Annotated in this window: 19 protein-coding genes and 2 tRNA genes; 15 read left to right on the top strand and 6 right to left on the bottom strand. The window is 58.6% G+C overall.

Annotation, left to right across the window (positions count from 1 at the left end):
* The first annotated feature begins 9 nt into the window (after positions 1 to 9).
* The 3 genes from BW919_RS00350 to BW919_RS00340 are packed head-to-tail and all read left to right on the top strand — an operon-like array spanning position 10 to position 2,232.
* Complete coding sequence (locus BW919_RS00350; protein ID WP_088334707.1) at positions 10 to 1,272, top strand: hypothetical protein; 1,263 nt, start codon at positions 10 to 12, stop codon at positions 1,270 to 1,272.
* On the top strand, positions 1,238 to 1,549 hold the full coding sequence (locus BW919_RS00345; RefSeq protein WP_088334705.1) for a signal recognition particle protein Srp19: 312 nt from the start codon (positions 1,238 to 1,240) through the stop codon (positions 1,547 to 1,549). Before BW919_RS00350 ends, BW919_RS00345 begins: the two co-directional genes overlap by 35 nt.
* Complete coding sequence (locus BW919_RS00340) at positions 1,546 to 2,232, top strand: uroporphyrinogen-III synthase (protein WP_157665784.1); 687 nt, start codon at positions 1,546 to 1,548, stop codon at positions 2,230 to 2,232. The genes BW919_RS00345 and BW919_RS00340 overlap by 4 nt, the downstream gene beginning before the upstream one ends.
* Positions 2,233 to 2,235: 3 nt before the next feature.
* Here BW919_RS00340 and BW919_RS00335 read toward each other — a convergent pair whose 3' ends face one another.
* Both BW919_RS00335 and cobA read right to left on the bottom strand, forming a co-directional pair.
* Positions 2,236 to 3,381, bottom strand: coding sequence for an NAD-binding protein (locus tag BW919_RS00335; RefSeq protein WP_088334701.1), 1,146 nt, complete (start codon positions 3,379 to 3,381; stop codon positions 2,236 to 2,238).
* Positions 3,378 to 4,118, bottom strand: a complete 741-nt coding sequence (gene cobA, locus BW919_RS00330) for a uroporphyrinogen-III C-methyltransferase (RefSeq protein WP_088334699.1) — start codon at positions 4,116 to 4,118, stop codon at positions 3,378 to 3,380. Before cobA ends, BW919_RS00335 begins: the two co-directional genes overlap by 4 nt.
* A gap of 58 nt (positions 4,119 to 4,176) precedes the next feature.
* Between cobA and hypA the strand changes: the two genes are divergently transcribed.
* A complete protein-coding gene (gene hypA, locus BW919_RS00325) occupies positions 4,177 to 4,605 on the top strand; it encodes a hydrogenase maturation nickel metallochaperone HypA (RefSeq protein WP_157665783.1) in 429 nt (142 codons plus the stop codon).
* Positions 4,592 to 5,248 (top strand): hydrogenase nickel incorporation protein HypB, encoded by a 657-nt coding sequence (gene hypB / locus BW919_RS00320; RefSeq protein ID WP_088334695.1) that lies wholly within the window; start codon positions 4,592 to 4,594, stop codon positions 5,246 to 5,248. Before hypA ends, hypB begins: the two co-directional genes overlap by 14 nt.
* Here the strand turns inward: hypB and BW919_RS00315 are convergent.
* Positions 5,245 to 5,649 (bottom strand): 30S ribosomal protein S8e, encoded by a 405-nt coding sequence (locus BW919_RS00315; protein ID WP_088334693.1) that lies wholly within the window; start codon positions 5,647 to 5,649, stop codon positions 5,245 to 5,247. The genes hypB and BW919_RS00315 overlap by 4 nt on opposite strands.
* A gap of 62 nt (positions 5,650 to 5,711) precedes the next feature.
* Here BW919_RS00315 and hypE point away from each other — a divergent pair, with 62 nt between their 5' ends.
* Positions 5,712 to 6,710, top strand: a complete 999-nt coding sequence (hypE, locus tag BW919_RS00310; protein ID WP_088334691.1) for a hydrogenase expression/formation protein HypE — start codon at positions 5,712 to 5,714, stop codon at positions 6,708 to 6,710.
* A complete protein-coding gene (locus BW919_RS00305) occupies positions 6,710 to 7,459 on the top strand; it encodes a hypothetical protein (RefSeq protein ID WP_157665782.1) in 750 nt (249 codons plus the stop codon). The genes hypE and BW919_RS00305 overlap by 1 nt, the downstream gene beginning before the upstream one ends.
* 57 nt (positions 7,460 to 7,516) lie before the next feature.
* On the opposite strand, the gene BW919_RS00300 is transcribed toward BW919_RS00305, so the two are convergent.
* Positions 7,517 to 8,209 carry a metal-dependent hydrolase gene (locus BW919_RS00300; protein WP_088334687.1) on the bottom strand — a complete coding sequence of 231 codons (693 nt, stop codon included), beginning with the start codon at positions 8,207 to 8,209 and terminating at the stop codon, positions 7,517 to 7,519.
* Between the two features lie 191 nt (positions 8,210 to 8,400).
* Positions 8,401 to 8,478: transfer RNA gene (locus BW919_RS00295), tRNA-Tyr, on the bottom strand.
* 136 nt (positions 8,479 to 8,614) lie between these two features.
* Here BW919_RS00295 and BW919_RS00290 point away from each other — a divergent pair.
* From BW919_RS00290 to BW919_RS00255, 8 genes are all read left to right on the top strand, one after another.
* Entirely contained in the window at positions 8,615 to 9,859 is a 1,245-nt protein-coding gene (locus BW919_RS00290) for a hypothetical protein (RefSeq protein ID WP_088334685.1), read from the top strand.
* Positions 9,860 to 9,889: 30 nt separating this feature from the next.
* Complete coding sequence (gene moaA / locus BW919_RS00285) at positions 9,890 to 10,813, top strand: GTP 3',8-cyclase MoaA (RefSeq protein ID WP_157665781.1); 924 nt, start codon at positions 9,890 to 9,892, stop codon at positions 10,811 to 10,813.
* Complete coding sequence (locus BW919_RS00280) at positions 10,794 to 12,146, top strand: RsmB/NOP family class I SAM-dependent RNA methyltransferase (RefSeq protein WP_088334681.1); 1,353 nt, start codon at positions 10,794 to 10,796, stop codon at positions 12,144 to 12,146. Before moaA ends, BW919_RS00280 begins: the two co-directional genes overlap by 20 nt.
* Positions 12,147 to 12,161: 15 nt before the next feature.
* Positions 12,162 to 13,412: a histidine--tRNA ligase gene (hisS, locus tag BW919_RS00275; protein WP_088334679.1), complete on the top strand. Its 1,251-nt coding sequence runs from the start codon at positions 12,162 to 12,164 to the stop codon at positions 13,410 to 13,412.
* Positions 13,409 to 13,834, top strand: a complete 426-nt coding sequence (hisI, locus tag BW919_RS00270) for a phosphoribosyl-AMP cyclohydrolase (protein WP_198324615.1) — start codon at positions 13,409 to 13,411, stop codon at positions 13,832 to 13,834. The genes hisS and hisI overlap by 4 nt, the downstream gene beginning before the upstream one ends.
* Positions 13,835 to 13,902: 68 nt before the next feature.
* Positions 13,903 to 15,804 carry a PINc/VapC family ATPase gene (locus BW919_RS00265; protein WP_088336443.1) on the top strand — a complete coding sequence of 634 codons (1,902 nt, stop codon included), beginning with the start codon at positions 13,903 to 13,905 and terminating at the stop codon, positions 15,802 to 15,804.
* A 37-nt stretch (positions 15,805 to 15,841) separates the two neighbouring features.
* Positions 15,842 to 15,933, top strand: a tRNA-Ser gene (locus BW919_RS00260).
* A gap of 43 nt (positions 15,934 to 15,976) precedes the next feature.
* Positions 15,977 to 17,266: an aspartate kinase gene (locus BW919_RS00255; RefSeq protein ID WP_157665780.1), complete on the top strand. Its 1,290-nt coding sequence runs from the start codon at positions 15,977 to 15,979 to the stop codon at positions 17,264 to 17,266.
* Here BW919_RS00255 and BW919_RS00250 read toward each other — a convergent pair.
* Entirely contained in the window at positions 17,232 to 22,559 is a 5,328-nt protein-coding gene (locus tag BW919_RS00250) for a cobaltochelatase subunit CobN (protein WP_088334675.1), read from the bottom strand. The two genes, BW919_RS00255 and BW919_RS00250, sit on opposite strands and share 35 nt — an antisense overlap.
* Positions 22,560 to 22,592 lie beyond the last annotated feature (33 nt).

Below are 22,592 nucleotides of genomic sequence, written 5' to 3'. Positions count from 1 at the left end.
GTGGTCCGCGTGCTTCGGTCCTTCTCCATTCTGACCTTTATCATGGTGCTGGGAGGGGCGGCGCATGCAATCAGTGTACAGGAGCACACATGGAAACTCATCGCGATCAACATCAAAACGACTGAAGGAGTGATTAAGGCCAAGTTCTCGAAACCCCAAACTGTGCACTTCCTCGTTCCCGAACCCGATTACGGTCAGGTCGACTTCGGTAGAGACGTAGATGGGGACGGAGTACCGGATCACACGTGGTGCGGGGAGCTCGCATCCCTAACCTTGTACAACGTAGCCGTAGCCAAAGGTTGGTGGAAGCCCACCGCAGGCAATGAGTTGACCCCGGAGGACCTCGAGAAGCGCGAGGAGTGGTTCGTCAGGACCACGAACATTCCGGTCGAGGACCCCCAATACGACGCCCCCACTGCATCTACGGATCCACCGTGGTTCCCATCGCTGATCTCGCTGGCGGCGGACTCCGAGCATCCTAACGCCATCGGAGTGGTACTCTACGCACCGTTAGTCACGGTATCGAGGTGGTTCGTCGTCGTGCCGCCTATGATGCACGCCGTCGTGGTCATGGGTGCGACGAGCAACGGACGCTACTTAGTCGTGAAAGATTGCTCCGCAATTCAGGGACCGGATTACGACTGGAAGCACGACTACTATCTGGTGCCTGCTTACTCACTGGAGCTGAACATATCGCGGGCTATCCAGGACGCCTTTAACCCGCTGGAGCAGTACTCTTCAACTATACCCGTGCTGTTCTTCCCGGTCCCAACCGACGGAAAGTTGCCACCCGGGCTCGACGAGTTCTTCCAGGGGGAGAGAACCGTCGACGTCGGTGGTGGGCTGAAGGTGCGATTCTACGTGTTCCTGGCGTCCACGTTATCCGACGTATTAGAAATATGTCGACACCTGGCTGAAGCCGGAGTTCCGGTTATGTGTATAGTGAAAGAACCGTTCGCATGGCTAGCTTACCGAGGGCAAGTACTGGAAGTGCCGCTGGTGGGTACCCACGTACTTCGAATACTTTCCGTTCCGATCACCGCGGTCGTCGTACAACCGACTAATTCTAACGGAGCCGAGGCCCAAAACCAGTCCGTTAAGGTCTCGAACACCCAGGAAGGGATTGAGCCTAAGGAGAACGAGTCCGAGGCGAACAACCATGCGTCCACAACGTCCTCAAAACGAAGGAAGATGCCCTTGATACCGATCGTGCCAGCTCTCCCGAGGGGGACGAACCGTGGCCGAGACCCCGACTATCAGGTTGAAGGGTAAAGACAGGATCGTAGTGTGGCCGGCATACTTCGACGCCGACAGGTCGAGGTCCGAAGGACGTAAAGTCCCGAAACGGTTAGCCGTCAAGAATCCTCGGCTCACCGAGCTCCGTCGCATCGCGGAGAAGCTAGGCCTGAACCCCGAGGTCCAGCGCGATAAGCGGTACCCGAAGCGGTGGTGGGACGACAAGGGGAGGTTGATCGTGGATAAGGTGGAATCGAAGAGGAAAACTCTCCTCATGATTGCCGAGAAGCTGAGGGAGCGGAGGAAGAGTTGAGGGCTCTGGTCGTTAGAGCACCGGGTCTCGAGAGTGAAACGGTTCGAGCCTTCAGAAAGGTCGGACTAGACGCTGAAGTCGTGTGTCCCGTCGAGCTTGTACCGCTGGACCGTCCTAAGATAAGTGTCAGGTTACTATCCGAGTACGACGCGGTAGCTTTCACCAGCCCGCGCACCATCGAGTTTCTCTCCGAAGAAGAGGTTGAAGAATTGCAACGCTCAGATGTCGATATAGCCGCTGTCGGTCCCAGAACGCGCGAGGCGCTCGAACGAGCTGGACTGCGCGTAGACGTAATACCTACCGAATATACGACCGGAAAGTTGGCCGAAGAACTCCGTCAATACGATGCCGTGTTGGCGCTCCGTTCTAGACGGAGAACGGAGGACCTCAGAAGGACACTTGAGTCCTGCGGGGTTAAGGTCGAGGAGTTTGAGATATACGACCTCAAACCCAAACGCGTTGAGGTGAACCCGAGGAAGTTCGACGTGGTATGTTTCCTGAGCGCGTTCACCGCGCGGTGTTTCCTCGAGAGCGTGGATCCTGCCGAAATTCCGGAGCCGGTTGTGAGTATAGGTCCGGTCACCACCGAGGAGCTCCGAAGAGTCGGCTTGAAGGTCGTGGAGGCCGAAGAACGCACCGTTGAAGCCGTAGCGAAGACGGCGCTTCTGGTGAACGAGGAGTGAGTTTCACGCCTCCACTTCGAACACCTCCTTAAGAACCTCTCCGTGAGTCATGTCGACGCCGATCAGGAAACCGAGCCTCCGGAGGGCTTCCACGATCTTTTCCTTGTCCTCTTCCCGCCGGACTATGATACGGTGAGAATGAACGTCGTCCGACATCCTATGAAGCCTCTCCAGGGCCTCTCTAGTCTCCGAGTCTTCGTGCATTTCCAGGCGCCGTTTCACGTCGCTCTCATCCTCTACCCAGAGGTCCTTCACCAACGGCTCCGGTAACGGAGGGATGTGGTACCGAACGTCGACGACTATCCCGCCATGTCTTATGATCTCCCGGAACTCTTGAAAGGTATCTTCCAACGGATGCCTCACAGTCACCAGGAACGACAGGGGGTCCATCAACCTGTTGGCTATGACTATCCCGGCCGCCTCGTATACCCTCACCACCTCATCGGCCCCGGCACGTTGCAGGGTCCTCGCACCGGTTTTGGACCGAGCTGCTGCCACTATCCACGCGTCGGGGTTGAGGTCGCGAACCAGCACACAGGCGAAGACGTTAGTTTCGTCTGAATCGGTGACTAGTGCCACGGCCTGCGCACGTTCCACCCCGGCCTTCAGTAGCGTCTCCTCCGAAGTCACGTCGCCTTGCACCGCCAGGTGGCCGTCACGGAAGGCCCGATCGCACTTTTCCGAGTCTTTGTCCACGACCACGACCTCGAACCCGTGCTCCCCTAAGTTGCGGGCTATTTCACGACCCTTCTTGCCGTACCCGCACACCACCACGTGATCGCGCATGCGCTCTATCCGTGCCATCGCGTCGCTCTCTTTGATACGCAACAGAACGTCTCCCCGCAGAAGTGCGGCGAATATTCTCGAAATGATGTGAATGAGCGCCCCGAGACCCACGGCCAGGAGGCCTATCGTGAAGATCTCACCAGCGGGTGTCGTGGGAGGATTGGCGCACCCGACCCCCGTCAAGATAAGGACCGTGGTGTAGAACGCGTCGACCGGCGACCGTCCTTCGAGTATCCAGTACCCGAGAGTACCCATGCATAGGAGCGCCGCTACGTACGCGATCGCGTACTTCACGGTCGGTACGCTGATCGCATCGCATAGTAGATGCCAAAGGTACCTGAACGTTCGAACCTTCGCCTTCAACGCGTCTCCCTACCCAGTATCTCCTTCCACCACTCTACGACCTCTCCCACCACGACAACGGCGGGGGGACGGGCTTTCATCCTACCTTCAGCTGCATCCTCCAGCGTCCCTACCTTGACACGCTCTTGCTCGGTGGTCCCTCGCTCCAGTATAGCGACGGACTCGTTCCCCCGCCTTTCCAGGATCTCTCGGGCTATTTCCCGAAGACGTCGGGCCCCCATCAGCACCACCAGGGTGTCCGCGGCCTCGGCCAAAGCGCCGAAATCGACGCGGTTTTCGGGTTTCGAAGGATCCTCATGTCCCGTGGCGACGACGAAGCTTGAAGCACACTTTCGATGAGTGAGAGGGAGTCCCAGGGACGTCGGTACGCCGATGGCCGAGGTTACCCCAGGCACGACCTCGACATCCATTCCGTGTTTCAATGCCACCTCTATCTCCTCCGCCCCACGACCGAATATCAACGGATCTCCGCTCTTCACGCGAACAACGGTCTTTCCCTTGGTCCCTTCCCGAACTATGAGCTCGTTGATCTCCTCCTGTGTCCACCCTTCGCCCCCGGGTTTCTTCCCTACGTCTATGATTTCGGCGTCCTCCGACGCATGTTCCTCGATTATCTCATCCGGTACCAGCCGGTCCTTGAGTATCACATCACCTCTCGAGATGGCCCGAGCCGCCTTAAAGGTGAGCAGCTCTGGATCTCCGGGTCCAGCTCCTACGAGCACGAGCTTACCGGCCACTCCTCATCCCCCAGATCACGGACATGATCGTGCTTTAAGTTCCGAGGGTGAGGTCATCTTGCACGAGCTGAGCGTGGCTCAGTCAGTACTCGAAACCGTGTTGGACGTCGCGCGAAAGCGAGGTGCCGAAAGGGTACTCTCGGTTCGACTCCGGATAGGCGAGTTCACGCTACTGAATCCGGAGCAACTGCGGTTCTGCCTGGAAGTGCTCGCGGAAGGAACGCCCGTAGAGGGGGCGAAGTTCGAGATCGAGATCGAACGTGGGTACTTCAAGTGTGTGGAATGCGGGCACAAATGGCGCCCGGAAAACGAAAGTCTAAAGGATCCTTCGCTGCATACCGCGCTCGGTATGTCCGAGTTAACCGAACTGCTGGACCTTAAATGCCCGAAATGTGGCTCCCGAGCGGTGGAGCTGGACGGTGGGGATGCTTGCTCGATCGAGTCCGTACGGCTTGAGGTGCCGGGTGAGCAGCATGCACAAGGTTGAAGTCGACGTCTCCGAAGATCTGCTCGAAGTCAACCGTAATTTGGCCCGCGAGGTTCGGGAAACACTGGACGAGCATAACGTCCGGGCAGTGGAGGTGCTTGGATCTATCGGTTCCGGAAAGACCTCGCTCATCGAGTGGATCGTGAAGGAGTACGGGGACGAGTACTCCTTCGCAGTTATCGCAGGAGACGTGGTGAGCGAGTACGACGAGAGCAGGTTCAAGGACCTAGGGGTACCGACGGTAGGTCTCAACACGGGTCGTGAGTGTCACCTCGATGCTCATATGGTACAACACGGTTTAGAACATCTCGAGGAACTGACGGACCTGAACGAGGTGGACGTGTTGTTCATAGAAAACGTGGGAAACCTCGTGTGCCCAGCCGATTTCCCCATTGGCGCCCACCTGCGCGTTATCGTAGTCTCGGCAACGGAGGGTGAGGACGTCGTCGGTAAGCATCCGATGATGATCCGGAGGGGTGACGTGTTGGTCGTTAATAAGATCGATCTGGCTGATGCCTGCGGTGTCTCTCCGGAGACAATGGTCAGTACGGCTAAGGAGATAAATCCGGACCTCGAGGTATACCTCACGAGCATCAAGACGGGAGAAGGGATGGCGGAACTCGCCGAGAGACTGCTCCCTTAACCTTCTTTCTCCTCTTCCTCCTTGATGAGGACAGCGTTAACAACGGGTTCCTGACCTGGTCGATTCGTGACTTTCGCGAGCCCGATCTCAGTTCGAATGATCGCTCCCTTAGTGATCACCCCGTGACGCTCGTAGTACTGGGACGCTGGGTTCTCGACAACTTCCTCGATCCTCACGCACTTCACCTCACCCGTTTCCGGGTCGGCTACGTTGGCGTGCGTTGCGAACTTGAGACCCTTCTTGACGTTGCCACCCATGCCGCGTCGCTCCTTGAGTTTCCTCTCTTCCCCTACCAGCGTCTCCGTGGGAGGATTACCCATTTCGAACTTCCGCTTCTTCCGGTGTGGCCGAATCCTTCCTCCGGTCGGCTTACGTAGTGAGCGCCCGTGCCATACGCCCAAACTGAACCCCCCAGATCGGCCGATCTACCCGGCCGTAAAAAGCTGGCGGGGGAAACACTGGCTTGAGTAAAGTACGCCGCGAACACGGGGCCGGCGGGGAACTCATGGAGTCCCTGATCAAGGAGGAGCTGCTGCCTAACCTGACGATGCGTGGCGAAGGGTCGGTTACGCTGGATGACCTCGACGATGGAGCGACGTTCCCTTCCGTCGACGGTGAGATGGTGATGACAACCGACGCGCATATCGTGGACCCACCGTTTTTCCCCGGGGGAGATGTGGGTAAGCTCGCGGCCGCGGGTACGGCCAACGATCTCGCCGTTATGGGTGCGAAGCCCGTAGCCTTCGCGTGCTCCATCGTCGTGCGCGAGGGGTTCCCTATCGATGACTTGAAGCTTGTATACCGTTCGATCGACGAGGTACTGAGCGAGTTGGACGCTCATCTGATCACCGGCGACACTAAAGTCGGAAACACTGGGGGCGTCGATATCGTCGTCACCATGACCGGTGTGGGTGAGATCGTCGAGCTTGTCCGAGACCGTGGTCTCAGGCCCGGTGATAAGATCATTGTCACGGGTACGGTGGGAGACCACGGGATGGCGATTCTGGCTGCTCAGCAGGGATTGGAGACTGATCTCGAGTCCGACGTGGCCCCGGTATGGGAGGCCGTCAACGCAGCGCTCGAAGTCGGTGGTGTCACTTCGATGAAGGATCCCACCCGAGGGGGCCTCGCCGGAGCACTGAACGAGATGGCGGAGAAGTCGGGTGTACGGATCGTGATCGAGGAGGAGCGGATTCCAATTCGGGAAGAGGTCCGAGTGCTTTCGGAGATGCTGGGTGTCAACCCCCTGGAGGTGGCGAACGAGGGCAAAGTCGTTATGGGAGTCCGTCCGGATACTGTCGATGACGTGCTCGACGCGATCCGCTCTACCGAGGTCGGCAAAAACGCCGAGGTGATAGGAATCGTGGAAGAGGGCACACCGCGCGTCGAGATGGAAACCGAAGTCGGTGGTCGGAGAATAGTGGAAAAGCCCGTTGGAGATCCAGTACCACGGGTGTGCTGATGTTGCGCGTGAGCCCGTCAGAAGGAGCTCGGAGAGTTTGGCGAGCGATCAAGACCGAACTATCGGAGCATGGGCCCGAACTCGGCAAGTTGGAGGAAGAGCTGAGCGCGGCCGTACCGGAGGACGCCGAGATAAAAGAGATCCGGGCGTACGGTTACAGGCGATCCGTAGGGATCTTCCGTCGTATCGACAGGTTGTGGATACTGATCCGAGGGGACGGAAGTGTGGCAAAAGACATAGAGCGGAACCTTATAGATAGAATCGTGAAGGACATCGAGGACCCGAAGATCCGCCACAAGCTCAATTGGGCACTAAGAGGAGCCCTGCGTGTGACCACCATAGACGACGTTCGACCGGAGCACGAGGTGATCCGCAGAATAACGAAGTTGTGTGTTCTCTGTGGATCGGCTTCGGTGACTCTGCTCGGAATAGAAGCACTCGCGTATCCTGAGCGTGTCGTGAAACTCCTTCCTCCAGCCATCGCGGTTTCAGGGGCAGCCGGATGCCTACTGCCATGGCGTGTAGGCCTCCTGGGACTGGCCGACGACGCGCTCGATCGCCCGAAAAGGGTTTCGGTACCCGTGGCAGTTTCTCTGGCCCTCCTCGTTCTGGCGGGTTTGGTGTCATCGTTACTCCTACCGTACCTCGGTATCGGGTTCCTGGGCGTGGTGATCGCAGCGTGTGTGATGGGGTTCGTGGCGGCGCGGTTCGTCGAGATGATCAACCGTGAAATCGTGAAAGTAGAATGAGGGAGGTCGGGCCCGACGGCGGTCCTCACCACTCGGTCGGAAAGGTGCTCGTCATCCCTACCTTTCGTACGACTCTCCAGGCTCCAGGATCACGACTTCCACGTCCAGCCCGAGTTCCTTCACCTCCCGTTCGAATTCCTCAGGATCCTGATCGATCGGTGGGAAGGTCCCGTAGTGCATCGGTATCACCACCTCCGGCTCGATCAGTTCCACGGCCTTAGCAGCCTCCTTGGGTCCCATGGTGAACCTGCTGCCTATCGGTAGCAGCGCCACCTCTGGCTCGTAGAGCTCACCGATGAGCTTCATGTCCATGGACAGACCGGTATCGCCCGCGTGATAAACGGATCCCTCCTCACCGGACACTACGTAACCCACTGGGGTGCCGCCGGCGACTATCTCACCGTCTTCTACGATCTCCGAGGAGTGCCATGCTGGTACCTGGATGATCCTCAGTCCCTCTACCTCGATAGTGCCGCCGATGTTCATCTCCTCCACGTTCTCGACGCCCTGTCCCTTGGCGTACATGGCGATCTCGTAAATTCCGACCAACGTAGCCCCAGTGCGCTTGCAGATCTCGACGGCGTCGCCCAGATGATCGCCGTGACCGTGAGTCACGAGGACGAGGTCCGGATCCACCTCGTCCGGCGACTTGGCCGCCTTCGGATTTCCGCTTAAGAACGGGTCGATGAGCACGTTGACTCCGTCGATCTCCACTTCGAACGCCGCATGACCCAACCACGTTACCCTCATGACTTACCCCCCGCTACGAGTCGTCTCAAATACCTTCCTAAAAACTCAGCGAAAGTGGTCGAACTCGCCCCCACCGTAGTACCGCATGTCGTCATGGACTTTGGTATCTGAGTTGTGGTGTTGCGGATAGAACATCAAATTCTCCGTCCCACGACCTGGGCTCGTTATGGATTTCATAACGATTCCCGGCTTGGTCCGGCCGCCGGGATTTGAACCCGGGACCACGGGATCTACAGTCCCGCGCTCTAGCCAGACTGAGCTGCGGCCGGACCCCCACCCTCCGCGCCGGGACACTGACCGACAATATAAATAACTATCGCCTCAATCAAGCCGCTCGGGGGTGTTTAACTGAAGGGTAAGAGCAGCAAAGAGGAACGTTCGGACGAGGAGCGGAAGGACGATACGGTGAGGAGTGAATCCAGGGAGAAGAAGGAGAGAGAGGAGAGAAAGAAGGAGAAGAAGAAAGAGGAGAAGCTAACCGAAAGAGTCCAGCGACTGGTCCGGGAGTTCCCACAGCGTATACGCGAGCTGGGTCCAGTTAAAGGGGGGTTGGTCGCACTGGCACTAGTGATCGCGGCGGGTCAGGCGACCGGTCACCTGTACTTGACCTTCTCTCCGTCGGAGCCCAGCTATCCGGTGAAGAACGGCGACACAGTTTGGGGAGGACACAAGATAATGTCTGCGTATTCCCTGCCGTGGTACAGCGTGTGGGCGCACCCGTTCATCGCCTGCAAGGCGATCGAGGAGTACGGTGCTGTCGCAGGTCTGTCGGCAGTGTTCTTCGGCGTAGTCCCATCGCCGGCAGAACGGTGGGTGCGCGGGGATTACAAGGTGGAACACGGATGGATCGTAGCTGACTACCAGGGACCTGGTGTCGTCCTGATAAGGGGCAGCCATCTGTACGTGAAGAAACCGGGCTTGGTAGTCTGGGGACGGAAGGTCCCGAAGGTCGTGGCCGTGAAGGTCGGGAGCGACGAGATCGAGGTCGAGGGCAAACGCATGACGTTCGAGGAGGCGGCCAAGAAGTACGGTTGGGAGAAACTGAAATACTTGAAGAAAGCTGACATCGGGGAACGCGCGGCGCTGGTTTACGAGCTGAAGTTCACGGACGGCCGCCGACCGATGGATGAGAACGAGGTCAAGAAGGTGTTCGGTGAGGCGGCGTACCGACGGATGGTAGAGATGGCCGACTATTCCGCTGTGGTCGTGTGGATCGGCAAGTACCGGAAGAAGTTGATCGGACACGCCGAGACAACGATGGAGGGTGTCGGCCACCTAGACGATCTCAGGGTGGTCAACGCCGCGAGGATGTGCCGAGGATGGAACGGAGTGATCGTACCACCACATTCCTGGACGCACGGGAGGCGCCAGTACTTCGACGTGTTCGAGGTCCCAGGGTACGAGAAAGCCGCACACGGATGCTGTCCACCGGCCCGAGCGCTCAGGGACGCATGCTTGGATGCAGGACTCCCGAAACCTAAGGGAATCGACATGGGCGTGCACCCAATGGAGTACGGTTTTCATCCTACTGAAGGGGTAGTAGTCTACAACACGAAGCCGTATCCGATACTTATCGAAATAGGTTTCAAGGGGAAGCCGAAGATCGGCGGGATCATATTCTGCAACATATACGCCCTCTTACCCGCTTAACCGCATTATTTTTCTGTGGGGTACCCTCGCTTGCGCGACGCGCTAGGTCGTGAGGTTCGAAGCGTTAGGATATCCGTAACGATGCGATGCAACATGGCCTGCGTGTACTGCCACAGGGAAGGGGAACAGCCTGGGAGATCCGAACTGAGTGCCGCCGAATGGTGCCGACTGCTCCGAGCCTGTGCTGAAATCGGCATTAGGAAGGTCAAGATCACAGGTGGCGAGCCGTTGCTTCGAGAAGACCTGGTCGAAATAATCGAAAACGCCAAGGGGTTCGAGGAAACTTCCCTTGTCACGAACGGTGTACTGCTCGCGAGGTACTCGGGTGACCTAGCTGAGGCCGGACTGGACCGCGTGAACGTGAGTCTCGACACGGTAAATCGGAAACTGTACCGTAAGCTCACCCGGTCTCGTTTCTCTCCTGACTACGTCATCAGAGGGATAGAAGCGGCAGTGTCTGAGGGATTGACCCCAGTTAAGGTAAACGTCGTACTGGTCTCGGATACCGTGAAGACGCTGCCGACGCTCGTGGAGGAGCTGTCCGACTTAGAGGATCTGAAGCTGCAGTTGATCGAGCCGATGGGTTCGATACCAGGATTTAAGCCTGCACGTGCCGAAGACGGTCTGAAAGCGCTCGGTGAGTATGAACCGGAGCTGGAGCGAGTTCGCACGTTCCATAACCGCGAGATATACCGGCTTAACAACGGTATGTCCGTCGAAGTCGTCAAACCCATGGACGGGGTTATGTGCGAAGCCTGCACTCGTATCCGTTTAACCCACGATGGAAAGTACAAGGGGTGCCTGATGGCACCTCCCAAGTCGCTTCCTCGGAACGACTTCGAAGAACTCGTTCGTACGCTGAAGGGATACGTTCGAACCCGGAACGACACGTTCGAACTGCATCAGGGAGCGTCGGTGACGGGGATGATGCACGGTGACGTCCCGGAACGCTAAGACCTACGAAGAGGCTATGGAAATAGTGCTCCGTACGTTGGTGAAAGCGGAGAGGGTTAAACCCACGCAGTACGCCAGACGCCTGGTGATGAAGGAGGTGAATCCCTCTCGAGAGGCCAGATCCGTGTCCGCCGGGATGCTGTACAGTGTGTTACAGAAACGTGGACTCTTGGACGAGGTGATAGAGGACGTCCTGGAGATCACGGATGACGTGACCGAGCTCGACACGTGGGTAAGGAACGCGGCACGGATCGCCGTGAACGAGGTCGTGTTCGAAGACGGCGACCCCGAGGAGGTAGCCGACGTACTACACGGGCTGGTCCGGAAGCTGGCTAATCCCGGGGCAGCGGCGATCGTGAAAGCGTTCACGCTGGATTTAATGGACTACGAACCTCCCGAGCCGGAGGATGAACTCGACAGGTTGAAGTGGGAATACTACCATCCGCGATGGTTGATCGAGCGATGGATGGAGATGTTCGGCGACCACGATGAGGTGATCGCCCTATTGGAAGCCAACAACCGGAGGCCGCCGCTGACCATCCGCGTGAACACCCTCAAGGTGGACCCCGAAGAGCTGGCGGATCGGTTACAGAAGAAGTATCGGGTGACGGTCGAGCCGGGACGCTTCTTGGATGAGATACTGAAGATCCCTGAAGGACTCCCCATCGGAGAGATGCCGGAATGGGAAGAAGGTCTTTTCGTGATCCAGGACGAGGCCGCGGCGCTCGCATCGGCGGTTCTCAATCCGAAGCCCGGGGAGGTAATCGTCGACCTTTGTGCGGCTCCGGGCGGTAAGACCACTCACATGGCGCAGCTGATGGGAGGAGAGGGTAAGGTCGTGGCGATCGACGTGGATGAGGTTCGGATGGAACGTCTTCGGGAGATCGCAGAACGGATGGGTGTCCTAGACTGCATTGAAACACACTTGATGGACGGACGCGAAGCGCCAGAGAAGCTGGGTCGTGAGTTCGCCGATGCCGTATTAGTCGACCCACCTTGCTCCGCCGACGGTACTATTCCAAAGAATCCCGAGCGTCGGTGGAGGATCACCTCGGATGAGCTGGAACGACTGCCTAAGTTCCAGTACGAGCTCCTGAAAGCGGGCGCCGAAATGGTCAAACCCGGAGGTCGACTTCTTTACTCCACCTGCTCAATGTTCCCCGAGGAGAACGAAGAGGTAGTCCGGAGGTTCTTGGACGAGCACCCAGAGTTCGAGCTGCTGGAAGTCGAGGTCGGTGACCCGGGATTCGACATGCCCGAAGCGTGCCGACTGTTCCCGCATCGATATGAGACCTGTGGATTCTTCATAGCACTCATGGGACGGACCGGCTGATGGGGGGTTACGCTGATGAAGGTAGAGCGACCCAAAGGAACCCGCGACTTCACTCCGGAGGAGATGAGGGCACGCAGGTGGCTGGAGCGGTACCTGCTGAACGTGTTCCGTTCTTACGGGTACGAGGAAATCCTCACCCCTACTTTCGAGCACGCGAAGCTATTCGAGGAGAAATCAGGTGAGGAGATACTGGAGGAGATGTACGTGTTCGAAGACAAGAAGGGGAGGAAGCTGGCGCTCAGGCCGGAGATGACGGCTCCCGTCGTCCGGTTTTACAATACGGAACTGAAGACGCGACCTCACCCTCTCAAGTTGGCGTACATCGTGAACTGTTTCCGATACGAGCAGCCGCAGCGTGGACGTTGGCGTGAGTTCTGGCAGGCCGGCGTGGAGATACTCGGCTCGGACCGCCCGGAGGCGGACGTCGAGGTGATCGAGCTGACCTACCGCATCTTCGACGGTATCCTGCCTTCCGGTGCCTTCGAAGTCCGCCTGGGACACTTGGGAATACTCCGGGGATTGCTCGAAGAGTACGGGATAGGTGAAGACGTACAGAACAAGGTCGCGCACCTCGTCGACAAGGGCGAACTGGATGAAGTGAGGACGTTGCTACCGGCCGAACCGGCCGAGACGGTCCTGGCGGTAGTAACGGCACGATCGGAGTCTGAGGTAGAGGAGACCGTGAGTGGGAAAGAACGCGCCGAGCGGGCCTTGGAGAACCTCATGGAAATCTCGGACGCGCTCCGGGAAGCTGGGGTCGACCACGAACTCGATTTCTCCGTCGCGAGAGGATTGGATTACTACACCGGTATGGTGTTCGAGATACATGTGCCGGAGCTCGGTGGAGGGTCCCAATGCGCCGGTGGCGGCCGCTACGACGACTTGGTAAAGGAGCTCGGAGGACCCGATGTTCCGGCCGTCGGCATGGCCATAGGTTTCGACAGGCTCCTCCTCGCAGCCGAGCTGTATGATCGAATTCCGAACGGAGTGGAGGAAACTCGAGCCCTATTGATACCACTCGTGAGGTCGGGCAAGATCTGGGAGATAGCCGCGAAGCTGCGCGAGCTCGGGTGGGTAGTGAACGTGGAGGTTTCAGGAAAGCACATACGCAAGGCGCTATCACTGGCGGACTCACTCGAGTACAACTACGCCGTGATCGTAGGGGAGCGGGAACTGAAGGAAGGATACGTGTCGGTGAAGAACCTGAGAACAGGGGTTCAGGAGGAGGTTCCGCTGGATAAACTCGAGAGGGCGGCTGAAGTATGAATCACGTACCACTGGATCCCGAGACCGCGCGGAAGGTTACGTCCTCCCTGAACTACCGGATCGAGATCGGCGGGGAGCCATTGGTGATCGCGATCGCCCAGGACGCCGAGAATGGCGATGTGTTGATGACGGCGTTCGCGAACAAGGAGGCGGTATACCGGACGCTCACGACAGGTTACGCCCACTACTGGAGCACGAGTCGACGCGAAGTATGGAAGAAAGGGGAAGAGTCGGGTCACGTGCAACTAGTAGTCGAAGTCCGCGTGGACTGTGACAAAGACGCAGTCCTGTACGTGGTAGAGCAGGAAGGTGGGGCCTGCCACACCGGTTATAGGTCCTGTTTCTACCGACGCGTTACTCGGGATGGATCGTTCGAGGTTGTGATGGATAGAGTTTTCAGCCCGGACGAGGTGTACCGTTAATATATTGAGAGGTGCTTACGGGAGAGGACGAAGTCGGTGAACGCTACACGTGGGAAGGTGTGGGATCCATGGATGTAGAGATCGAGACGGAGTACATCGTTCCGGACACCAGCGTGGTGATCGACGGTAGGATATCCCGTCTCGCCGAGGAAGGTTACCTCGAGGGTAAGATCGTGGTCATCCCACGTGCTGTTCTCTCGGAACTGGAGTACCAGGCCAACCGCGGTAGGGAGACGGGATTCGCTGGACTTCAAGAACTGCAGGAGCTCCAGCGACTCGCCGAGGAGGGAATCATCGAGATCGAGTTCGCGGGCGAACGGCCGGGTCTCGAGGAGATCAGGCTCGCACGGAGCGGTGAGATCGATGCCATGATCCGTGAGGTGGCAAGGGAGTACAACGCGACGCTCATCACCAGCGACAAGGTCCAGGCGGAGGTAGCGAAAGCCGAGGGCCTCGAGGTAGTGTATTTCGAGCCCATAACCCGCGCAGGTGAGACCGAGATCGAGCGGATGATGCCTGAGAACGCGATGTCACTCCACCTGAAGGAGAACGTGCCCCCGAAGGCGAAGGTGGGACGACCCGGAGAGTGGAAGCTGATAGAGCTCCGCCCGGAGCCGTGTACTCGTGAGGAGATGGAAAAATGGGCTAGAGAGGTCATCGAGAAGGCGTATACGGACGAGGAAAGCTTCGTGGAGATCGACCGAAGTGGAGCGACTGTGGTGCAGCTACGCGACCTCCGGATCTCGATAGCTCGACCTCCGTTCTCTGAAGGATGGGAGATCACTGCCGTCCGGCCGGTCGTCAAGGTGAGTCTCGACGACTACGACCTATCCGAGAAGTTGAAGGAACGACTAAGAGAGCGTGCTGAGGGTATCCTGGTGGCCGGCCCGCCAGGGTCCGGTAAGTCGACGTTCTGCGCGGCGCTTGCCGAGTTCTACGCCGAACAGGGCAAGATCGTCAAGACCATGGAGAGCCCGCGTGATCTGCAGGTCGGTGACGAAATAACCCAGTACGCACCACTGGACGGCGACATGGAGAAGACCGCGGACATACTTCTCCTGGTACGTCCGGACTACACAATCTACGACGAGGTCCGGAAGACTAAGGACTTCGAGGTCTTCGCGGATATGAGGCTAGCCGGCGTCGGGATGGTCGGAGTGGTTCACGCCACCAGACCCATCGACGCGATCCAGCGGCTCATAGGCAGGGTGGAGTTGGGTGTCATCCCGCAGATCGTGGACACGGTCATCTTCATCGAAGACGGTGAGATCAAGAAGGTGTACGAGGTGTCACTGACCGTGAAGGTCCCCACCGGGATGACGGAGGAGGACCTAGCGCGTCCCGTTGTGGAGATTCGGGACTTCGAGACTGGAGAACTAGAGTACGAGATCTATACCTACGGAGAGGAAGTCTTCGTCGTCCCCGTTAAGGGAGAGGAAGAGCAGGAGACGGCATCAGAACGACTCGCGGCCGAAGTCGTGGAACGGGAAGTTCGCCGCTTCATAGGCGGCCGTGCCCCGGTGGACGTCGAGGTGAAGGGCTCACAGGCCACGGTCTACGTCCCAGAGCACATGGTTCCTATGGTGATAGGCAAGAAAGGCAGGAATGTCGAGCAAATCGAGCACCGCACGGGGCTGAAGATAACCGTTAAGCCGCTGGAGGAGCGGCGAGGTGAACGATCGCAGCCGACTGGTTCTCCGGTTCCCGAAGGGAAGGGGGAGGTAATCGAGGTGGAGTCAGGAGAGCGGTTCCCCATGCGCGTCGTCGACGACGGCGAATACATCAGGCTGCAGCTGGGGGGCAGGTTCTCAGGACGTCCTGTGAAGGTGTTCGTGGGAGACGAGTACGTGTTTACGGCCACGGTGGGCTCTAGCGGTGAAGTCAGGGTGAACAAGGATACATCGGTCGGACAGCGGCTGGAGGAGGCCCTCCACAAGGGGATGAAGGTCCGGGCCCAGACTGTACCGTAAACTTTATTCAGACAACGGTTTTATGCCGCCTGGAAGCGCCGGGGCGGCCGAGCCCGGTCCAAGGCGCGGGATTGGAGATCCCGTGGCCCGTAACGGGCCGCCCGGGTTCAAATCCCGGCCCCGGCGCCAACACGGAATCGTTATGAGTCTCATAACGAAGAGGGGACCGATCTTGGAGGTTCACAAGTTCGGAGGAACTTCGGTATCCTCTGAGGAGGGACTTCGGACCCTCGAGGCTTCCGCGGCTTCCGGTCATGTTATCGTGGTCTCGGCCCTAGCCGGTGTCACGGACGCACTGGAGGACTTCGTTCGACGTGCCGCCGAGGGTTCCGCCGATCCGACTCCCATACTAGAGCGTCACAGGGAGTTCATCGCGGAACACCTGGAACAGCGACACGAGGAAGTAGAATCGTTCCTGAAAGATATGGAGTCCCTCCTACACAGTGTCGTCACGGTTCTCGAGCAACTGGGTAGACCCGAAGAGCGCCTCCGCGACTTGGTTCTGTCACTCGGAGAGCGCGCGTCCGCCCGCATCGTAGCGGCGTACCTGAGGGAGCTGGGTATCAAGGCGGTGGCGTACGACGCTTGGGACGTGGGGCTGGTCACCACCGACGACCCAGGAAACGCGGATATCATTAGATGGGACGGAACGCGTTCGAGACTCCTACGAGACCTCCGCTCGGGCCGCGTTCCAGTCATCACGGGGTTCATCGGGAGGTCCGATCGTGGCCACGTGACCACGCTGGGACGAGGGGGCTCCGACTACACGGCCACCGTTCTGGCCGGGGTGTTGGGATCGCGGTCAGTAATATGGACGGACGTCGACGGCATCATGACCGCCGACCCGGAACTGGTGGACGCAGAGGTCGTCGAGCGACTGTCGTACGAGGAAGCTGTGATGGCGGGCGCCTCAGGGGCGGAAGTCATCCATCCCAAGGCCGTGGAGGCTGCTAAGAACCTCGGAGTGACGGTTCTCATTGGGAACTCGTTCACCGGGGAGATAGGGACCGTGATATCCGACAGTACGGAGCCCGGTCCTAAGGTAGTTGCGTCCAGGGACGACGTCGCGCTGATCAGGGTGAGCGGTGCCAGGATGGTGGACGAGCCCGGAGTGGTGGGTAGGGTGACCTCCGCGCTGGGGAACGCCGGCGTGAACCTCCTTGCGGTATTCACGACGGTCTCGGAGCCCTACATCAACCTCCTGGTGGAGGAGACAAACTTGAAGAGCGCGGAGGAAGCTCTGAACGGCCTGGACTACGATTGGGAAGTCGACAAGGACGTGGGATTGGTCACGGTGATAGGCGAAGGAATGTCGGCCCGGGACGTGTCCGAGTTCCTGGCAGCTTGCGAGGAGTTCGACTTGTTGGGCAGCGCACATAGGGTTGTAGCGGTGAGCGTCGTGGTACCGGAGTCCGAAATCCGCGAAGTCACGCGGCGACTGGCGGAACGGTTGTTGGTGTAGCCCACGTAGCTCGCGGCCTGGGACCCGCCGGTTGAATCCTCCACACCAAGATGAACAGTAGAGTCAGAAGCAGGGCGATGACCCACTCCCAGATGACCTTCGGGCCCGAAGAGAGTTGAGAAGTCCTGACGAACGTCCGGGGGACATTCTCGGGTTGCACCTTAGACTCGGTCACCGCTGTACGGTTGATCGCTCGGTGTGCGGACGTCGTGGAACCGGCGACAGAACCTGAAACCGTCGAGGCTCCAGTGGCTCCCCGGACCGAGCTCTTGAGCAGCGCTCCGATGATCCCCACCACCGTTTGAACTCCGCTCTTTCTTCCTGGCACACCAAGTTTGTGACGTATCGAAGACGAGACAACCGCCGACGTAGCCGAAAACTGTGATACCGGATGTACCGAAGGGCTGGTAGACGACGGTGCGGTCCCTGAGGTTGACCGGATGGATTCTGTGGGATGCGACCTGGTAGCGACAGCGGCAGTCACTTCTTTCACCAATCGTTCGATCTCGCGAGCGATATTCGGACTGTCCAGCTTGGCGTACCACTTCACGATTTTGGATACCAACTGCTCAACTTCAGATTTGGAGTAACCAGCCTCTAATAGGACCCGTGCGGCGTACGCTACTAACGCGGGATTGGGGCTGGTGTGGTGACACGTCGCGGGTCCGTGTTTGGCCATCGTATCCAATAGGACTTCCGCAGCACGCGCTAAGGTCTTCGAGTTAGGCCTCCACACACCAGTTCGGGCGAGTTCTACGAACCAAGCGACGGCATCGACGACGGACGCCCACCCGTACTCGGTTCTGGGTGGTACCTGACTGATACGTTGGACCAGTGTCCTGAACACTTCGGTGTACACTGAATTCAGGTACGGACGCAGTGATGGTACCGTAATCCCCCAACCGGCCAGGAACTCGATTCTCCTGGCGATCCTAGACCAGCCGTAGTCACCGTGCTCTATCATGGCTTTCCACCAGGATTCGCTGAGCAACTTCGTATAGACCTCGCCTACCAGTTGCTGATAACCCGTTAGCATCCTCGCGGCGGTCGGATCGACGGCGTTCCCGATGTACAATTCCGGAGCGTGACCCGAGGCGTGTATCGCGTACAGAGTCATTCCACCGACCCAGTCGTAGAAATCGTCCGTGTCGATCAGTCCCCACGTGTTTACGACGTTGTGAACGACGACGTCGACCTTGGACATGAGGTATCGGAACGCCTCGACCGATGGGATGGCGTGGTAGACGCGGTCAGTACTGGTTCTCAGCACGACGATCCTGACCTTGTTCCCCTCTCGAATTGTCAGGATCCGAGCTTTAACCGTGTAAACGTACGCCATCCGGTTCTCACAGGTCACCCTGAACTTCTCCCAGAATCTCCGCTCGAAGCTCTTCAGCGCTGTCTCGGAGTCCTCAAAGAGACCGACCGTACCCGCGACGTCGGTCCAGGCGTGTTCCACTATGTCGCAAGCTCCGGTGCCCGCGTAGACCCCGGGTGGTTGGGCGAAGAACCCCGAAGACGCGATCACGTCGGTCATCTCTTCGGCTTCTTCGGGTGAGAACCCCTTCTTATTGAGCTCTTCCAACAGTCTGGGTTTCAGCTCCAAATAGTGCTTCCTGCGGTAGTTATAATAGGTAGGCTCGTCCACATGAGAGGCCAAGTAATAAGCCTCGGTCAGCAGCTTCAGCGGATCTTCCATGTGTAAGGCTGCCCACACCACCACGTCGATCCTTGGCCGGTTGATCCACCGGTTACCGACCTTCACCCTCAGCTCGTCTAACGGGATCAGCTCGACCCCGATGACCCGGCCGGAGTCCGGGTTCCAGACGGGTTTCACGCCCAGCAGGTACAGAACCTCCGCGATGCCTAGACCTCCGGTACAGAGCTCGTGAACACCCCACAGGACTACGCCCACAGCTTCGGGCCACCTGCCGTACTTCAGGTAGTAGTCCGCGAGCATCTGATCGACGAGCTTGCGCGCGACGTCCCAAGCCTCCGGCGTGGGAATACTGGAGGGATCGATTGGGTAACCGTCCCGCCCGGTGGGCAGGACCTTGGCATTCCACATCGGTTCGCCCAACATCCCCGGAGGGACAAACCTGCCGTCGAGGGCTGCGAGCAGTTCCTCCAACTCGACACGTCCCGAGTCACGGTAGTGCACGTAGATCCTGTACAGGTCGACCACGGCCTCGGCGAGGAGGTGCTCGTGGTTAGGATCGTCTCGCCAGCCGTGGAGGTGCCACTCGATCGCCCTTCGGGCCACCATCACTAACTTGTTCGATATCTGCCAGAACAGGCGCTTAGCCTCCCTGCCCGGTCCCTCTATGTCGTCGGACTCTGCGTAGTAATCCTCGCGGTCTTTTAGCTTCACGTAACGCTTCAGCCGATAGGCCAAGTCCTTGTCCCTCAGAACGGCCCGGAGGATCTCCTTCAGGCACCCCCTGAGCTCGCGTTTAAACCACGTGAACAGGTCCGGAGCGTCGGACTGCAATCGGTTCAGTGCGACCTGATCCGGGGAGTCGATTAGCCCTGCATAGTACGCGAACACCGGAGCGACTCGTGAGGACGCAAGTGCCGCGGCCTGCTCTACGGCCACATCCTCGTCTACGTCTTCGCCGTACACGTGCAATCCATACGCGACGTTCCTCAGCGCGAGGTCCAATAGGAAGTCGTGGAGTTTGTCGATGAACTCCTCAATGTGGCTCATCGCCCACTCCTTTGGGTTCTCGGGCGGTGGTTCCTTCTTCCCCACGGCGACCATGTTGACGACATCCTTCAGAAGTCCCAGGCGCTCCGCCGTCTCGACGATCCGCCGTTTCAGCTCCTCCAGCACGCGGGGGTCTCCTCCGAAATTCTTCATCTGGAAGTACCTCGCGAGCTCGCGCTCCAGTTCCCCATATTTGCCTAGGTCCTTGAAGTAACCCCACGGCGGTGGTAGATGTGTTATGAGGATCGGACCGGAGCGGTACTTGGCGACCATCGCCTCGCCGGGATTACTGACGATATAGAGGTAGATATGGGGTACATCGGGTAGCAGTACATGGGGCCAATCCAAACCCAATAGACCGACCTGATGACCCGGCAACCACTCCAAGGTTCCATGCGTACCCACGTGGACTACGGCGTCCGCGTGGAAGACTCTACGTAACCACTCGTATACGGCGACGTATTGCCACTGCGGCGGCAGGTCCGGGGAGTGGTAGACCAACTCTGGGCTTCCTGACCAACCGCGTACCGGCTGCAGTATAACGGCCACGTTGCCCAGTCGCAGGGCCGGGATGACGTAGTACGGACCGTACCTCATGATCCCACGGTTGTCCGTAGGGGGTCCGAACTTCTCCTCGATGGCCCTCATCCACTCCATGAGGGACTTCCGAGCCCACTCAGTCTGTGGATCGTCGCCGATCAGTAGCGATAGGTAGTATTTGAACCTCCGCACGATGTCCTCCCGGTACCAGCGCTCCAGTGTCTCCACTGGGACTAGTTGATCTTCGCCCACAGTTCCTAGCACGTACGACGACCCGTCCACGTCGATCCACCGGATCGTACCACGATCGACGACTACTTTCATCAACTTCCCGTTCCAATCTACGCTCGCCTCGGCCCGCCCACCTCGGTACAGCTGAACGATGTCGGCAAGCTCACCTCTCGCCCACGGACCCACGTTCTTCAGTACGAGGTCGGACGCCGCCATCAGAGCGTGTGCTAGACGCTTCTCCATCTCCTCGGCAGCCTTCGGGTCCTCTTGCCGGAGCTCCACCAGCTTCCGGTATAAAGCGGTCGCGGGGCCCAGGTCGTAGCCCCGTTCCTCCAACGCCTCGAAGATTCTCACCAGGGACCGGAACACGTCCAGGTAAGAGGCGCCGATACACCCACGTCCCGGCGGGTAGCAGTACACTACGAACGCCACTCGTTTCTTTGACTCGGGCAGATACCGCAGCCTCAGGAACCCGGTTACCGTCCGGGCCAGATCTTCGATCATGTCCTCCAGCGGGAACACCCTCATCCGATCGCGCTCCTTGAGCGCCACCATCTTGAACCAAAAAGCACCTTCGGGTTCGGGACCTCCGATTACCTGGTAACCCCACTCGAAGAGCGCGCCGATGCGGCCGGATTTCGGATCTTCCTCGTTCATGTTCAAATAGCGCTGCGGCTCGTCCATCCAATTAGCCCAGAACGGATACACCACCTTGATGACCGGGGCATCGATCCGCTCGAGCGCCCAGGTACCGGGCTTTGGGTAATCGAGCGTGAATGCCCACAGGGAGACCACGGCCGCGATGTCGTACCCGGCGTCTTTCAACCCGAGTAGAGCTTCGATCGGAGAGACCACGTTCCCATCACACAGGACGGCTATCGTCATCACGTCCCGGAACTCACGGGAAACCTCACGGTACACGGTATCTGTGAGCTTCTCCACGAGATCCTTCTCGCCCTTGTAAAGTGCATCGATGTAACCAAGCACTACTACGGTGCGTCGTTTCGGAAGTTTTATGGACTGGAAGAGCCTGGAAGACGTTTCCCTGATGGCTTTCACCCACGATGGTATCGAGCCTAGACGGACCTCCGTCCAGAGAGGCTCGGTGATACGATCCCGACCTTCAAGCGCGTGAAGCCACCGGTGGTATGACGCCTCGATAACTCCTGCCGGTGTCTCAGGGAAAATCCAACCTCGACCAGGTACATAAACGGCTACGAACGATATCCATACCCCAGAAAGATGCAAGTTCTCCGCCGGTACTGTCGGGTTCGCGAGCCACACCAGGAACTCTACGGCCGGTGTCAGATCCGAGGAGAACCTGAACAGGAAACCGAGATTAACGACTGCCGCGGTATTGTCGACTACGCGCCGACAACCGTGCCCTAAAATCACGAAATCGTGTTGGTCCCCCGTTACGTAGGCCACTACTCGCTTTCTGTCGGCGAGTTCTCTGAGGAACTCCTGCATCGAGGGAACGGGTTTGCCCAGGACGCGCTTCGACAACTCCATCGTGAAGGGCGTAGGCATTGGTCCCATGTTGTCCAGAACGACGATATCGGAGAGCTCGATATCCTTGGCTAACGAGTCGAAATCCACCGGAGCGTTTTGGTCAGACCAACTGACGAGTACGTTGTGTACGTGAATTCGGACATCCACGTTCAGATCCTTCTTCACACGCTCCTCCACTGCGTGGATTTCTTCGGGTGATCCCCTCGCAGCGTTCCCAAATATCACCACGTCTAGCGAATGAGCTGGGGTCGGAATGGTTAAGGATACGGCGACGAGAATCAGGAAAGGTGCCAAGTGTATCATGAGGCGTGCGGACCCCCACCGAACCGTCGCGCG

It is taken from the genome of Methanopyrus sp. KOL6 (assembly GCF_002201915.1).
Classification (GTDB): domain Archaea; phylum JAADCQ01; class Methanopyri; order Methanopyrales; family Methanopyraceae; genus Methanopyrus.
Note: the sequence above shows the minus strand (reverse complement) of the source record. Positions and strands in the feature narration are given on the sequence as shown.

What these genes read in the sequence shown, in the direction of transcription:
- BW919_RS00300 (WP_088334687.1), bottom strand. Translation starts at nt 8,209, where the DNA reads ATGAGGGTAACGTGGTTGGGTCATGCGGCGTTCGAAGTGGAGATCGAC.
- hisS (WP_088334679.1), top strand. Translation starts at nt 12,162, where the DNA reads ATGAAGGTAGAGCGACCCAAAGGAACCCGCGACTTCACTCCGGAGGAG.
- BW919_RS00265 (WP_088336443.1), top strand. Translation starts at nt 13,903, where the DNA reads ATGGATGTAGAGATCGAGACGGAGTACATCGTTCCGGACACCAGCGTG.
- hypB (WP_088334695.1), top strand. Translation starts at nt 4,592, where the DNA reads ATGCACAAGGTTGAAGTCGACGTCTCCGAAGATCTGCTCGAAGTCAAC.
- BW919_RS00305 (WP_157665782.1), top strand. Translation starts at nt 6,710, where the DNA reads ATGTTGCGCGTGAGCCCGTCAGAAGGAGCTCGGAGAGTTTGGCGAGCG.
- BW919_RS00250 (WP_088334675.1), bottom strand. Translation starts at nt 22,559, where the DNA reads ATGATACACTTGGCACCTTTCCTGATTCTCGTCGCCGTATCCTTAACC.
- hisI (WP_198324615.1), top strand. Translation starts at nt 13,409, where the DNA reads ATGAATCACGTACCACTGGATCCCGAGACCGCGCGGAAGGTTACGTCC.